The sequence below is a fragment of the Marinobacter sp. L-80 genome (assembly GCF_056859395.1).
In genome coordinates this window covers 35,847-49,005 of sequence record NZ_JBSXOI010000074.1, presented here as the reverse complement: position 1 = coordinate 49,005, position 13,159 = coordinate 35,847, and the positions used below count along the sequence as shown (strand labels likewise).

The window sequence follows — 13,159 nt, the reverse complement described above, 5'->3', positions numbered from 1 at the left end:
ACAACAATCGTACTGAAAAAGGTTTGAGCCGATGAACCGACTTGCCCGCCGTGCCCTCCATAGCAGTCAGATTCCCGAGGATCTCGAATCCGTCACCTTTCGGGATGATGCCGGTGAAAATCCGGCTGCTGCCGGTGTCAGTCAGGAAACGGTTGATGCCCTGTGGCGCAGCGTCCAGAGCCTTTACCGGACCGGCGTGCACCCGGGTATCCAGATTTCCATCCGCCACAAGGGTGAGCAGGTTCTGCACCGGGCGATTGGCCATGCCAGTGGCAATGGCCCCCATGACCCGCGCGACGCCGCCAAGGTTCCGATGACGACTGATACTCCGATCTGCTACTTCTCCGCCTCCAAGGCGGTGACGGCACTGCTTATGCACATGCTGGCGGAACAGGGCCTGGTCAACCTGATGGATCCCGTCTCCTACTACTGCCCGGAGTTCGGGGTTAATGGGAAAAGGACCATCACCGTTCACCAGATTCTTTCTCACCGCGGGGGCATTCCTGCCATTCCACGGGAAACGCCGATTGATGTGCTGTGGGATAACGATGAAATCTGGCGTCTGCTCTGTGCTGCACGACCGGTGGAAGTGGACGGCGCCAAGGTGGCCTATCACGCCATCACCGGCGGTTTTGTCCTGCAGCGGGTATTGGAACGCGTCACGGGCGACACCATTGAAAAATACCTCGACAAGCATTTGCGTCGGCCCATGGGCATGAAATGGTTTACCTATGGCATTGCCCCGGAGCATCTCGATGAGCTGGCCTGCAATTACGCCACCGGACCAACGCCGCGTTTCCCCGTTTCCTGGGTTGTTAACCGCGCGCTGGGTGGCGATATCCGGACCGTCGAGCGGGTTACCAATGACCCGAGGTTCCAGGAAGCGGTGATTCCGGCGGGCAATCTGTGCGGTACGGCCGAGGAAATGGGCCGCTTCTTCCAGATGATGCTGAATGGCGGGCTCTGGAACGGCCGTCGTATCTGCAGCGAAATCACCATCCGCCGGGCCATTCAACAGTTCGGTTCGCTACAGATAGACCGCACCATGATGATACCCATGCGCTTCAGTGCCGGCATGATGCTGGGTGGCAATCCTGTGGGCCTCTGGGGTCAGAACAGCCGGTTTGCTTTCGGTCACGTCGGTCTGATCAACAAGCTGTGTTGGGCGGATGCGGCCCGAGATATTTCGGTCAGTCTGCTGAACACCGGCATCCCGATCGTCGGTCATCACCTGCCGGCACTGGCGAAGTTCGTGTATACCGTGGGCAATCGTTTTCCGTTGATACCCGAGCACCGGCGACCGCTGATCGCCGCCTGAGGCAAAGGGTTCAGAGCGTCCTGAGCTGGGCTTCGAGTATGCCCAGCACGGAGGACAGAATGTCCCTGAAATCCGTCAGGGTCTGGGTGCGCTGGATGACGTCTTCCCGGTTTTCATCAAGTCGCTCAAGCTTGGGCACAACCCGGCGTATGCCTTCTGTAATTACCTCATAGGGGTAATGGTGGTCCTGGATACTGAGCTTGTTTATCTCGGCCACTTCCTGGCTGAATATGCTGATGATGTCGTACAGCATGTCCTTGTGGTGAATGCTGCTGGCTTCCCAGTAGGCATCGTCCAGCAGTTCCAGCAGCGACAGATATTCACGGAGGGTATCCGCCACGGATGTCTGGGTCATGGGAGCTCCTGTCGGTGGGCATTGTCGTCTCTACAGGGAACTATAGCAGGGGTTCTGTCGTCTGGATGACAGGTGGTCCGGCAGAGCTGAAAATAAAAATGAAACTCTATTCATTTTAATTGCACTATGTCGGACAGTTGTGCAGACTTGCGTGATGGGAAAAGGATCTATCACGACTCATTGGACGAGAAGCCGAATGGACAAGCCCACCCCCCCCAGTAACCAGCCCGCCTCCCGCGAGGTCAAGCTGGACCATCACGACAGCGTTCGCAATCATGTGCACCAACAGGTGCGCTCTGAAGTTGAACGGCTGGAGCGCCGTATAAAAACCCTGCGTCTTGTCAAAGCACCCCACGCGGCCATCATGATCTCCACCTATGAACGCATGATCGACCGCAAGAAAGGCTTCCTGCAGAACTGGGACCTCAGGGATGGCGGCGCCGGCTAGCGGCCGGCGACAGGCACCGTTGTCCAGCTGGTAATCGCGTCGGCATCTTCCTGGTAGGTGCAATTGGCCGGATTCGGTATCGTGTCCTGCTCGTCCGTTGAGTCAGGATCGTCAATGCGCGCTGGCTCGCCGTTCGAGGCAAAAATCCTGACCACGTCCATGTTGTAATCCAGCTCGACTCTCAGGCAGTCCGGGCTGTTGTCTCCCAGGCCATAACCCGGATAGCGATCGAGTGTGATCACCTCGGATTCGTCATTCTTTATAAACAGCGTGTCGGTGTTTTCGTCAATGAAATCCTGGCGCAGTTCAATGCTGCCATGGTTCCGACTCAGGTAGTCGGCGGTGGCGAATTCGGTGGGGCTGTAGCCCAGTGTCATGAAACTGTTGGCATCAAACCGGCTGCCTGCCAGCACGCTGACCAGTTCCGGCTGGGCGGCCTGCTCCTCTTCTTCAACACTGCGGCTGACATACTGGATCGTGCGATATACCTTGTTTTCGAGATCCGAGCCTTCCGGGCCATCCGGCAGGTAACGCCAGTCGAGCGTCGGGTAGATCCAGAGCTGGTCGTTCAGCGGCAGATTGGCAATCACCGCCGACTGGTCTGTGAACCGGATCTGCGCGCCTTTGCCCCGGCTGTTGTAGGTGCCTGCGACACCATCTGCAATCCTCTGGCTGATGTATCGTTTGCCTTCCTGGAAATTGGTGACTTCGCCGGAGGCCAGCACCTGGTTCATCAGGTCCAGCGGGTTGCGCACGCTGTCATAGCTGTTGCCGGCGTCCGTTGGCGTGGCGCGGATGAAAACCTCGATGTGGCTGCGTATTTCCCCGGTGGTTTGCAGGTCGTCGGAATCGTCTGCTGCCGGCTGGATGCCCCGGTAAAAGTCCCAGAAACGGGTATTGCCGAGGTTGTCCGGTGCCACCTCCGTGTTTTCCAGGTTGAAGCTCGAGAACGTCAGATCCACATTGGTCGCCGGATTGAACGCGGAAGGTCCGGTATCCTCAAGTCCGCAGCCACTCAGGACAAGTGTGGTCATGGAAACAGCGGCGAAAATGCAGGAATGTCTCATTTCAGATGGCCCCGGGATGCGAAAAACGGTGTAAACGGCTAAAGTGAGTCACCGGGACGGTATAGCCCCGGCGTGGCTACTGACAGTAAAACAAAAAACCGGTATCTACCCTCGCGGAGATCACATTTTGCGGCAACGGCTTGAATTGGCGCTTCCAGCGGTGACGTCTTTGGTAGCGGTCCTGCTGTTCCTGGTCACGGCCATGATGCCGGTGTCGGCCAGTGCGGCCGGGCCCTGCCATGATGGCGAGATTGTACTGGACGGCGGTATCGAGAGTATCCGTGATCTGGGTGGCTGCATCTGGTATCTCGAGGACCCGGGGCAGGAACTGACCCTCGATGAGGTTCGCGCTCTCGAATCGGGTGCCTTTACCCGCCACGAAGGCGGCGTGTTGAACTTCGGCTACACGGAATCCGCATACTGGGTGCGCCTGGATCTCCGCTCCGCGGGCAATCCTGACCAGAACGGATGGATCCTTGAGCTTGCCCTGCCTCTGGTGGATGAAGTCACCCTGTTCATGGTCCGCGACGGGGATCTGGTTGATCAGCGACAGGCGGGTTATGAGGACAACTGGGTGGAACGGGACCTCGCCGTCCCCAACCCGACATTCCGCCTTTCACTGGCACCGGATTCCCTGAGCCACGTCTACTTGCGGGTGGTCAACACCAATACTTTCCGTCTGCCGATCGGCCTCTGGCATCCGGACAGCTACATCGAAAAAGTCTCGGTGGATGAGCTGGTGCGGGGCATCCTGCTTGGTTCGGTGCTGGCCATTCTCGCCTACAACCTGTTCGTCGCGGTCTCGGTTCGCGAGAGGAGCAACATCTATTACGTGCTCTACCTGGTCTTTGCGGCCATCTTTATCTTCACCGAACAGGTTCACGGTATCCAGCTTCTCGACAGCCGGCCCGCTCTGTTCGACAAGCAGTTCCTGCACTTCCAGATCATTCTGACCTGGTTCTGGGGCCTGCTGATGGCAAGGTCACTGCTGGAGACCCGGGAGCGGTCGGCCGACCTTGATCAGGTGATCCGCCTCTGTCTCTATTCGGTGGTCGCGACGTTCGTGCTTTCCCTATTCCTGCCCTACCACGTGGCCATGGAATGGATTGTGGTTGGCTCTGTCCTGCTGAGCCTGATCCTGATTGTGGTCAGTTACCTGTCCTGGCGCTATTACAACCCGGCGGCCCGGTCCTACTTTTTTGCCTGGACACTGGCGCTGGTGGGCTTCGGCATCTACGCCCTGACGGTAATGGGCATACTCCCGCTGAACACATTCACCGCCTATTCGCCGCAATTCGGTCTGACCGCCCAGATCATTCTGTTCTCGTTTGCCCTGGCAGACAGGATCAAGCAGGTCCAGGGCGAGGCCCTGGGCTGGAGCCAGCGGGCGTTGTCGAACCTTCAGCGTTACCAGTCGCTGTTCGATAACGCCATCGAGGGCGTGTTCCAGATGTCACCGGACCGGCGATTTGTCACGGCCAATCCCGCTATGGCGCGGCTGCTGGGCTACAACAGCAGCCGCGAGTTGCTCAAGCGGAACCCGGACGTACTGGAAACCTGCATCGCCGACGAGCGGTTGCGGCGGCTGGTGATCGAGCAGCTGGAGGCCCGGGGCACGGTCAAGGGCATTGAGGCTCGATACCTGACCCGGGATGGTGACGAGCGCTGGGCGACCATCTCACTGCACACGGTGTATGACACCGAGGGTGAGCCGACCCATCTGGAAGGCACCTGCATCGACGCCACCGAAAGTCACAATCGCTTGAGAATCGAGAGGGAGCGCGAGCAGGAGCGTCTCGAGAAGGAGCTTGCCCGCAATTCCGCGGAGGCGAAAAGCCAGTTCCTGGCCAATATGAGCCATGAGATCCGCACACCGCTGGCAGCCATCATCGGTTACGGAGAAACGTTGCTTGATCCGGATCTCAGTGAGCCGGAGAAAAGAAGCAGTGCCGAGACGGTGGTGCGCAGCGGCCGACATCTGCTGGACTTGGTCAACGACATCCTCGACCACTCGAAAATCGACGCGAACAAACTGGATGTGGACATCGTATCGGTCAATCTGCCGGAACTTCTTGACGAGATTCGCGCCTTCTTCGCGCCAAGAGCCCGGGAAAAAGGACTGGATTTCAGCATCATCTGCGAATACCCGTTGCCGGAGCAGGTACGCACCGACCCCACCCGACTGCGCCAGATCATCATCAACCTGTGTGGTAATGGCCTTAAATTTACCGATAAGGGGTCCATTTCCCTGGTGGTCCGTTGTGATCGCGATCAGGAATTGCTCGTGGCCCGGGTCGTGGATACCGGCATTGGCATGAAGCCGGAGCAATTGGGGCGTCTGTTCGATCCCTTTGCCCAGGGCAGCGCCGCCATTTCCAGGCAATATGGTGGCACTGGCCTCGGGCTCAGCATTTCCCGGCGTCTGGCGGAAATGCTTGGCGGCAGTATCCGGGTGAACAGCACCTATGGCGAGGGCAGCGAGTTTGAGCTTTCGATCCGGACAGGGCCACTGGATGAGGTGCATTTCCTGCGCGATGCCTCGGAGCTGAGCCAGCGCCGCCGGACCATCCCCATGGTTGTCGCGCCGCGATTGTCAGGGCGTATCCTGTGTGCCGAGGACAATGAGGTGAACCGGCGGCTTGTTTCCCTGCTGGTGTCTCGAACCGGAGCCGAGCTTGTCCATGTGGGCAACGGAGCGGAAGCCCTGGAAATGGCGATTCGCGAACCCTTTGATCTGATCCTGATGGACATACAGATGCCGGTGATGAACGGCCGTGACGCGACGGCGGCACTTCGCGAAGCCGGGGTGAATACGCCAGTCATCGCGCTCACCGCCAATGTGATGTCCGAGGACATTGCCGACTATCGCCTGGCCGGCTGCAATGAACACCTGGCGAAGCCCATCGACAAGCAGCGCTTCTATGAAACACTGGGACGATACCTGTCGGTGACGCCGGCCTCCGCTAATGAACGAACCTCACGCTATCAGGGCAAGGTGCTGGTTGCCGAAGACAACACCGAAAACCGGCAGCTGGTAGAGCGTATGCTGCGCCGGGAAGGTCTGGACGTCGTGGCAGTGACCGGCGGCGAGGACGCGGTTCGGACTGCATTGTCCGATACGGTTCATCTGGTGCTGATGGACCGTCACATGCCGGGAATGGATGGTGTTGACGCCACCCGGTTGCTGCGCCAGGCCGGGTTCCGCCGGCCGGTGATTGCCTTTACAGCTGGCGATCAGCCGGAAACCGATGCATTGCTTGAGGCCGGTTGTGACGGCGTTTTGAACAAGCCCATTGATCAGTCCCACCTGACGGCCCTGCTGGACCGGCTGCTGGGCACGGGCCCCGTTTTCGCCGCGGATACTGGCGAAGACGCTGAAATTGCCCACCTGGTGGCACAGTTTCTTGATGGGCTTGCCGCGCGGCGGACCCGAATGGATGCCGCGCTGGCGGACGCAGATCGTGAAGCAATGAAAACCGAAGCCCACCAGATCAAGGGCACGGCGGGTGCCATGGGCTATCCGCTGATGACCCGACAGGCGGGTATACTGGAAGAGCTGCTGAAAGTCACTGAGCCGGACTGGGAACGTGTTCGCAGCGAACTGAAGGAACTCGGTGAAATGATAGACCGTGCCCTCGCCGCTGCGAAAACGCCAGGCTGACGTGTGTGAGTATGACCAACAGGAAGAACCCGATGAGTGAGCTGCCGGAACGCCGAGAACACCATTCCTTGAGCATGATGTATGGTACCTATGCCGACATCCTGTTTGTGTTGTTTCCCTTTCTGATTATCGGTATGCAACGGTTGTGGGAAGGCCGGCTTTACGAAACCCTGCTGCGACCGGACCTGAGCATCGCCGCCGCTATCCTTGCCGGTCTGGCTATCGGCAAGTTCGTGCTCGGTCTCGTGACCAACCGGGAGCTCGGGCGCTACAAGGAGCGGATTGTTTTCTTCATTGCCCTGACGCTTTTCGTGGTGCTGGGGCCGGCAATCATTCTGATCCTGAGTATACTGGGAAGCGCGGATGTACCCGGTTTTGTAACCTTTGTTCAGCCGATCCTTCTGATTATTGCGATATCCCTCTACACAACCGCTGTGAGCATCAGCAATATACTGACACGGTTTGGCATGGAGGACGGGACGACGGCCAATCCGGAGACCTCGCCACGCCCTGACTACAGTGACATGAGCGAGCCCCGACCAGCGCCGCTGGACCTGCCGCGGCGCACAGGCAACGACCCGACAGTTTGAGAGGAGCAACCCACATGACGGATCTGAAAGTGCTGGTAGTGGAAGATGAGCCTGTGATGCGAGAGCGGCTCGTGGATATGCTCTACAACGCTGGCGCAACCAAGGTGATCGAGTGTATTGACGCAGCTTCCGCCAGGACGGCTTTCAAAGCCGGGGAATTTCACATCATCCTGCTGGATCTGGGGTTGCCGGACGGCGATGGGCACGAACTGATGCTGGAATTCAAGGACGCCCGTGAGGAGCAGCACATTGTGCTGGTGACGGCGGACGATTCGATCGAGAGTATTCAGCGGGCGATCAGTGCCGGTGCTAACGGCTACGTGGTCAAGCCTTACTCCCAGGAAAAAATACACGATGTGGTCAACAATTACGCCATGGTTCACGGCGGCGATATGGCGATGATGCAGGGTCTGAACCGGCGCCACTGACCGGTTCAGACACGCGGCTTCTGAATCAGGCGACCTGCCGGGCAATCCATGAATTGTAACGGGTCGCCAATGCTCTGACGTACCTTGCCTCGGCGTCGTTCATATTGCCCAGGACGCCCTTGAAGATCCAGCCCCGCTCATACACTCCCAGCACCCGCTGTTCGTCATCCAGATTGACGCGCTGATTAAGTTTTTTGCAGATGGCATCCAGCAGCGGCAGCTTCTCCGGACGCTTGATCGGGCCCTGGCGATTGTTCATGGGCTGGTTTGCTGCGCGAGTTGTCGGATGTCTTTTCATGATGTTCTCCTTGTCGTTTTGCGGCTGCAAAAACAAAACCCCGGTGCCTGAAGCGACCGGGGTTTCGCGGAGAAGCTGACCCGGTCGCTACATAGGCTCCCGGGACTGACCGAAAGCCGTTAGATGTCTTTCACCATCGCGCGAACAGACTGCCCTGCATGGCAACCTGCTGCTGTGTAAGCGCTGAACTGTGGAATCATTCTGGTCATACCGGCTCTTATGTTTCGGTTCGACTACCAGTGTATAGGCTAATGGGCCGTTTGCAATAGCCCGGCTTCTTCGGCAAACCCCTACAGACGGCCTCCAGGGGCGCTTGGCATAATTCTTTCCGTCACGTGTTTTACGTTGTGCAATCCCGACTGCCTGCCGCGCCAGGCAGTTGATGGATCTCTCCTTTCTACGCAGCCTCTATGGCTGCGTTTTTTTTGGGTAGTGGAATCTTCGTAGCCATTACTTCTTACAGATTTTGCGGCCTGTCCCGGCGATAATTCGCACACTAATATTCGATTAATCGCCATCAACAGACAGAGGTTGAAACCTAGCAAAATGTCCGACGAAGCCGGATCTGCCAGTAAAAAGTTCCGTTCCCACGCATTGATTGAACTCGCCCTGATTATTGCACTTGGTCTTTACCTGCTGGTCGCGCAGGAGCAGGTCGTGGGTGAGAATCTGGTGTTTACCGTGACCGGAGCCGCGCTCATGGCCCTGGTGACCTACTGGACGCTGAATACCCTTCGGGATGGTCTCGAGGTCATCGCACTGCGTGTCCGTCACGCCAGGCACTGATCAACCGGGAATGCGTCAGGCCTGCCGGGTTTGACCCGTTAACGGCGCCAGTTCGTCCTGATTCGGCGCAATCCGTTCCCAGGTTTTGTGGAGAATCAGGGCATCGTTTGCGGCCCGATGCACAGGCAGGCCAAGCTCTGTAATCACCTGTTGGCGAAGTGCTGACCATTCGCGCACCTGCCTCGTGTCCAACAGCGCTGAAATGGATTCAAGCTGAAACGTTGGCGTTATGCGGGCGGCCTTGAACAAACGATGCAGCCAGAAACTGTCGAAGGTCCAGGCATCGCAAAACACCTGTTCCGGCAGCAGTTCGTTGAGGGCACTGGCGACTTCGCTCACCGCAATACCATCCGCTTCCAGGGTCTCGCGGGAAATGCCGTGAATCTGCTCAGCGCTTTGTGACCAGTCCTGCCACAGCACGTGGGGGCTGATCAGCCAGCTGTGGAGAGTGCCATCCGGCATGCAGATTCCCACCTCAATGGGGTAGCTCGCGATCAGATCAAGGCTTGATGCCTCGAAATCGATGAATGCCGGCTGGATAGTGGTCATGGAGTCAGTGTAGCTGATGAGTTGTTTTTCGCTGAGTTTACCCGCCCCGCAAGCGAGACGCGAACCCAACCTGTTCCTGCACTGTTACAATATGTCCATTCATTGTAAAAGCCCGATGACAGCAACAGGCCTCGGGCGCGACAGTAAACCAGCCAAATCCGAACCGCACCATACGGGGAGCCCGAATGACAGACACCGTAGTCGTTATCTATTCCGGAGGCATGGACTCCTACACCCTGCTGCATCTGGCCCGGGAGCGCGGCTACCAGGTTCATGCCCTGTCCTTCAACTACGGGCAGCGCCATGTCCGGGAGCTTGAGTGCGCGCGTTCGGTCTGTGAAGCGCTGGGTGTACCCCACAAGGTGATCGATATCCGCGCCATGAGTGAGGTGATGGCCGGCTCATCGCTGACCTCGGATATCGATGTGCCGGAAGGCCACTATGAAGAAGACAGCATGAAAGCGACCGTGGTGCCTAACCGAAACATGATTCTCCTGTCCCTGGCGACCGGTTACGCCGTGACCGCAGGTGCTGGCGCCGTCTGGTACGGAGCTCATGGTGGCGACCACGCTATCTACCCGGACTGTCGCCCGGAGTTTGTGGATAAAATGGACGCGGTCTGCCGCGTGGCCAACTACGAGCCGGTCGGCATTGAGGCGCCTTTCATGACCATGGACAAGGGTCAGATCCTGGCTGAAGGCCTGCGCCTGGGACTGGACTATGCACAGACCTGGACCTGCTACAACGGCCGGGAGCGGGCTTGTGGACGCTGCGGCTCCTGTGTTGAACGACTGGAAGCCTTCGCTGCCAATGGTGTCAAAGATCCCCTGGACTACGAGGCGGCAAGCTGATGTATCGGGTCAAGGAAGCCTTCTACACGTTGCAGGGTGAAGGTGCCCAGGCCGGGCGTGCTGCCGTGTTCTGTCGTTTCAGCAAGTGCAACCTTTGGACCGGTCGCGAGAAGGACCGCGCCACTGCCGTGTGCAATTTCTGTGATACCGATTTTGTCGGTACTGATGGCCAGAATGGTGGTCGCTTTGAAACCCCGGAGGAACTGGCCCGTCACATACGCAATCTTTGGCCGGAGGCACCCGGCAAGCCCTACGTGGTCTGCACCGGTGGCGAGCCCCTGCTGCAGCTGGATGCTCCCCTGATCGAGGCTCTGCACCGGGAAGGGTTCGAGGTAGGGGTAGAGACCAACGGTACCCTGCCCGCGCCCGAAGGCATCGACTGGCTCTGCGTCAGTCCGAAAGCCGATGCCCCGGTGGTGCTTGAGGCCTGTGACGAGCTGAAGCTGGTCTATCCCCAGCCCCTGGCGATGCCGGAGCGATTCCTGGGCATTCGCGCAAGCCATTATTTCCTGTCGCCGATGGCCTCTCCCTCGATACCGGAAACGGCTGTGGATGAGATCAAACAAAGCAATACCCGACGCGCCACCGATTATTGTCTCGCGCATCCGCAGTGGCGCCTGACCCTGCAAATGCACAAGATCATCGGCATCGACTGATTACCCCGTGGCCAGTGCCCGCCTGGCGGTAATCAGCCCGGGGCCGGGTTGCGAAATTCGGTAATGGCTGGGGCTGCTGCCGGTCCAGCGCTTGAAAGCCCGGGTGAAATTCGCCGCGTCGGCGTAACCGAGGGCATCGGCAATCTGGCTCAGATTCATGGTGGTACTGCGGAGCAGATCCTGTGCCCGTTCCAGGCGGACCTGATCTACCAGCTGCTGGAAACTGGCGTCTTCTTCCTGCAGCCGCCGCTTGAGCGTTCTCTCGGACACAAACAGGGTGGCCGCTACCCTGGCCAGTTTTGGCGGGAAGGGGTGGCTGGTCTCGATTACCCGTCGGACGCGACAGGCAAATCCGGCGTCTTCGGTCAGCTGCCGCAGCGCCTCCTCGCACTGGGCTTTGGACGAGGCCGCCAGTTGATCATCGGTGAAGCGCACGGGCAGGCTCAGACGGCCAACCGGAATCACCAGGGCATTCTCCGTAGCGCCGAATCCCACCGGCACCGGGATCTGTGAGCGGAAACGCTGGAAATAGGCCGGCTCCGTTCCCCGGCGAACAATCCGCAAACCGTCAATGACCGAGCCTGTCAACTGTGCCCCCATGGAAACGCAACCAAACAGCATGGCATCCATGATAAAGCCGTGCAGAGGCCCCAGGTCGATATCACAATGCACAACGTACCAGGCCAGGTTGCCGGTCTCCCGTTTGCAGACCCGAAGGTGAGGCACCCTTAGCGTCAGGTATCGGGTCATCAGCTCCATGGCATCGCCCAGGGTACGGCTACTCATGACGGCCGTACCCAGGGCGCCGTGCAGGGGCAGCTTCAGCTCCCTGGCGAGCATGATACCGAGTCCAGGTTCGCCGCTTTCGATAATGGCCCGGGTGACGAATTCGCTGGCCTGGGTCTGGCTCACCCGCCGATCGGTGGATTGCAGGCGGACGGGGTCAAGACCGACCCGGAGGAGGAGGTCTTGTTCGTCAACACCGATGGTGTTCAGCAGTTCGGCCAGAAGATGCAGGTAGATGGCCGGCATGCCCAGGTCCTGTGCCGTTGAAACGGAGGCGCGCATGGGATTTCCTCGTCTGATTCTGTTCTTGTTATGTCGCAGAACGCTTGGTTTCGACGATTATGGCGCCTCGCGGCTCGTTGCCCCATGACTTCGGTGACGGAATAAATGGCCTGAAAGGCCAATCATCGGCTGGTTGGCAGGAAGCATCCGGATCGATCACTGGCCATGACGGCGGACAAAGTGTTCCAGGGCTGCGGCAGATCGCCCGGGCGTTTCCAGCATCGGAAGATGCCCGACACCCCGGAACATGTGGATTTCTGCCTGAGGCGTGGCCGAGCTGAACCAGTCGACGCAGCGGGTCGGGGTAATCACGTCACGGTCGCCCCACTGAACCTGCAGTGGCGGTGTCTCGGGGCCCAGGTAGCGGGCCGGTGCCAGCGCGTCTGCCACCATGTCACTGAAGATATGACGGAGGGCCTTGGTGCGGCCCAGGAGGTCCGGTCCGAGGAGGCCGGCCATGGCAAGTCCGGAGACCGTGGGCTTGCCGGTGCCAACACTGTTGAACATACGGTAGACGCCTTTCCAGTCCCGTGGAATCAGGATGCCATCCCGGTCAGGCTTCAGGGGGGCGTGAATGTCTACCTCTTCATGTTCGGGGATGCCGGCGCTGTTGAGCAACGTCACCGAGCGGGGCGCCGGATCCAGTGTGTGGGCCAGTATTGCGGCAATCGCGCCACCCATGGAGCTGCCGGCCAGATGGATGTTGTCGGTGTTAACGCCGGCAAGCCACTGAGCCAGTCGACGGGCCTGGGTTTCGTAGCGGTAGCAGGCCTCCGGCCGGTAATCACTCTCCCCGAATCCCGGCAGATCCGGCGCCAGAAGATGCCAGTGTCTTGGCAGTCTTTGCAGCCACAGCCCCCAGTTTTCCTTCATGGCGGCAAAGCCATGAATCAGGACGATCGTCGGGCGGCCGACATCTGGCGATCCCCGTTCCAGGAAAACCATCTTGTGGCCATCGACCATGGTTTCACGGCGGCGGGCCTGGAGAAGAAATCGTTGTCCCGTGCGGGCAGCGGGCCAGAAGTTGGGGGCAGGAATTCTCATGGTTGTCAGCGATCACCGGTTTTGGGTCTGACCACCAGTC

At 59.1% G+C, this 13,159-nt stretch carries 14 protein-coding genes; 8 read left to right on the top strand and 6 right to left on the bottom strand.

Annotated elements, in window-relative coordinates; genetic code table 11:
• The first annotated feature begins 31 nt into the window (after positions 1-31).
• Positions 32-1,318 carry a serine hydrolase domain-containing protein gene (locus tag AC13E3_RS16265; protein WP_053113496.1) on the top strand — a complete coding sequence of 429 codons (1,287 nt, stop codon included), beginning with the start codon at positions 32-34 and terminating at the stop codon, positions 1,316-1,318.
• A gap of 10 nt (positions 1,319-1,328) precedes the next feature.
• On the opposite strand, the gene AC13E3_RS16260 is transcribed toward AC13E3_RS16265, so the two are convergent.
• Positions 1,329-1,673 carry a hypothetical protein gene (locus tag AC13E3_RS16260; RefSeq protein ID WP_008176786.1) on the bottom strand — a complete coding sequence of 115 codons (345 nt, stop codon included), beginning with the start codon at positions 1,671-1,673 and terminating at the stop codon, positions 1,329-1,331.
• 196 nt (positions 1,674-1,869) lie between these two features.
• Here AC13E3_RS16260 and AC13E3_RS16255 point away from each other — a divergent pair, with 196 nt between their 5' ends.
• The gene (locus AC13E3_RS16255; protein WP_053113497.1) at positions 1,870-2,121 is read left to right on the top strand and encodes a hypothetical protein; all 252 of its coding nucleotides are present in this window, start codon (positions 1,870-1,872) and stop codon (positions 2,119-2,121) included.
• Here the strand turns inward: AC13E3_RS16255 and AC13E3_RS16250 are convergent.
• Positions 2,118-3,188 carry a hypothetical protein gene (locus AC13E3_RS16250; RefSeq protein WP_053113499.1) on the bottom strand — a complete coding sequence of 357 codons (1,071 nt, stop codon included), beginning with the start codon at positions 3,186-3,188 and terminating at the stop codon, positions 2,118-2,120. The genes AC13E3_RS16255 and AC13E3_RS16250 overlap by 4 nt on opposite strands.
• A 127-nt stretch (positions 3,189-3,315) precedes the next feature.
• Between AC13E3_RS16250 and AC13E3_RS16245 the strand changes: the two genes are divergently transcribed.
• Genes AC13E3_RS16245 through AC13E3_RS16235 form a run of 3 tightly spaced genes read left to right on the top strand, consistent with a single transcriptional unit; the run spans position 3,316 to position 7,867 of the window.
• A complete protein-coding gene (locus AC13E3_RS16245; protein ID WP_053113500.1) occupies positions 3,316-6,849 on the top strand; it encodes a response regulator in 3,534 nt (1,177 codons plus the stop codon).
• A 32-nt stretch (positions 6,850-6,881) separates the two neighbouring features.
• Positions 6,882-7,439 (top strand): hypothetical protein, encoded by a 558-nt coding sequence (locus AC13E3_RS16240; RefSeq protein WP_041645885.1) that lies wholly within the window; start codon positions 6,882-6,884, stop codon positions 7,437-7,439.
• Positions 7,440-7,453: 14 nt separating this feature from the next.
• Positions 7,454-7,867, top strand: coding sequence for a response regulator (locus AC13E3_RS16235; protein ID WP_008176796.1), 414 nt, complete (start codon positions 7,454-7,456; stop codon positions 7,865-7,867).
• Positions 7,868-7,892: 25 nt separating this feature from the next.
• Here the strand turns inward: AC13E3_RS16235 and AC13E3_RS16230 are convergent, their stop codons facing one another.
• Entirely contained in the window at positions 7,893-8,165 is a 273-nt protein-coding gene (locus AC13E3_RS16230; RefSeq protein WP_041645887.1) for a hypothetical protein, read from the bottom strand.
• 546 nt (positions 8,166-8,711) lie between these two features.
• On the opposite strand from AC13E3_RS16230, the gene AC13E3_RS16225 reads away from it, so the two are divergent.
• Positions 8,712-8,951, top strand: a complete 240-nt coding sequence (locus AC13E3_RS16225) for a hypothetical protein (RefSeq protein WP_008176800.1) — start codon at positions 8,712-8,714, stop codon at positions 8,949-8,951.
• A gap of 15 nt (positions 8,952-8,966) precedes the next feature.
• Here the strand turns inward: AC13E3_RS16225 and AC13E3_RS16220 are convergent, their stop codons facing one another.
• Positions 8,967-9,500: a 3'-5' exonuclease gene (locus AC13E3_RS16220; RefSeq protein ID WP_014578938.1), complete on the bottom strand. Its 534-nt coding sequence runs from the start codon at positions 9,498-9,500 to the stop codon at positions 8,967-8,969.
• A 185-nt stretch (positions 9,501-9,685) separates the two neighbouring features.
• Here AC13E3_RS16220 and queC point away from each other — a divergent pair, with 185 nt between their 5' ends.
• Both queC and queE read left to right on the top strand, forming a co-directional pair.
• Positions 9,686-10,351 carry a 7-cyano-7-deazaguanine synthase QueC gene (gene queC / locus AC13E3_RS16215; protein ID WP_008176806.1) on the top strand — a complete coding sequence of 222 codons (666 nt, stop codon included), beginning with the start codon at positions 9,686-9,688 and terminating at the stop codon, positions 10,349-10,351.
• Positions 10,351-11,007, top strand: a complete 657-nt coding sequence (gene queE / locus AC13E3_RS16210; RefSeq protein WP_008176809.1) for a 7-carboxy-7-deazaguanine synthase — start codon at positions 10,351-10,353, stop codon at positions 11,005-11,007. The genes queC and queE overlap by 1 nt, the downstream gene beginning before the upstream one ends.
• Here the strand turns inward: queE and AC13E3_RS16205 are convergent, their stop codons facing one another.
• Together AC13E3_RS16205 and AC13E3_RS16200 are read right to left on the bottom strand one after the other, a co-directional pair.
• Entirely contained in the window at positions 11,008-12,075 is a 1,068-nt protein-coding gene (locus AC13E3_RS16205) for an AraC family transcriptional regulator (protein WP_482902225.1), read from the bottom strand.
• Between the two features lie 156 nt (positions 12,076-12,231).
• Complete coding sequence (locus tag AC13E3_RS16200; RefSeq protein WP_053113502.1) at positions 12,232-13,119, bottom strand: alpha/beta fold hydrolase; 888 nt, start codon at positions 13,117-13,119, stop codon at positions 12,232-12,234.
• Between the last annotated feature and the right edge of the window lie 40 nt (positions 13,120-13,159).

Excerpts from the sequence above, each read along its gene's own strand:
- AC13E3_RS16265 (WP_053113496.1), top strand. The coding sequence starts at position 32 with ATGAACCGACTTGCCCGCCGTGCCCTCCATAGCAGTCAGATTCCCGAG.
- AC13E3_RS16260 (WP_008176786.1), bottom strand. The coding sequence starts at position 1,673 with ATGACCCAGACATCCGTGGCGGATACCCTCCGTGAATATCTGTCGCTG.
- AC13E3_RS16255 (WP_053113497.1), top strand. The coding sequence starts at position 1,870 with ATGGACAAGCCCACCCCCCCCAGTAACCAGCCCGCCTCCCGCGAGGTC.
- AC13E3_RS16250 (WP_053113499.1), bottom strand. The coding sequence starts at position 3,188 with ATGAGACATTCCTGCATTTTCGCCGCTGTTTCCATGACCACACTTGTC.
- AC13E3_RS16240 (WP_041645885.1), top strand. The coding sequence starts at position 6,882 with ATGAGTGAGCTGCCGGAACGCCGAGAACACCATTCCTTGAGCATGATG.
- AC13E3_RS16235 (WP_008176796.1), top strand. The coding sequence starts at position 7,454 with ATGACGGATCTGAAAGTGCTGGTAGTGGAAGATGAGCCTGTGATGCGA.
- AC13E3_RS16230 (WP_041645887.1), bottom strand. The coding sequence starts at position 8,165 with ATGAAAAGACATCCGACAACTCGCGCAGCAAACCAGCCCATGAACAAT.
- AC13E3_RS16225 (WP_008176800.1), top strand. The coding sequence starts at position 8,712 with ATGTCCGACGAAGCCGGATCTGCCAGTAAAAAGTTCCGTTCCCACGCA.
- AC13E3_RS16220 (WP_014578938.1), bottom strand. The coding sequence starts at position 9,500 with ATGACCACTATCCAGCCGGCATTCATCGATTTCGAGGCATCAAGCCTT.
- queC (WP_008176806.1), top strand. The coding sequence starts at position 9,686 with ATGACAGACACCGTAGTCGTTATCTATTCCGGAGGCATGGACTCCTAC.
- queE (WP_008176809.1), top strand. The coding sequence starts at position 10,351 with ATGTATCGGGTCAAGGAAGCCTTCTACACGTTGCAGGGTGAAGGTGCC.
- AC13E3_RS16205 (WP_482902225.1), bottom strand. The coding sequence starts at position 12,075 with ATGCGCGCCTCCGTTTCAACGGCACAGGACCTGGGCATGCCGGCCATC.
- AC13E3_RS16200 (WP_053113502.1), bottom strand. The coding sequence starts at position 13,119 with ATGAGAATTCCTGCCCCCAACTTCTGGCCCGCTGCCCGCACGGGACAA.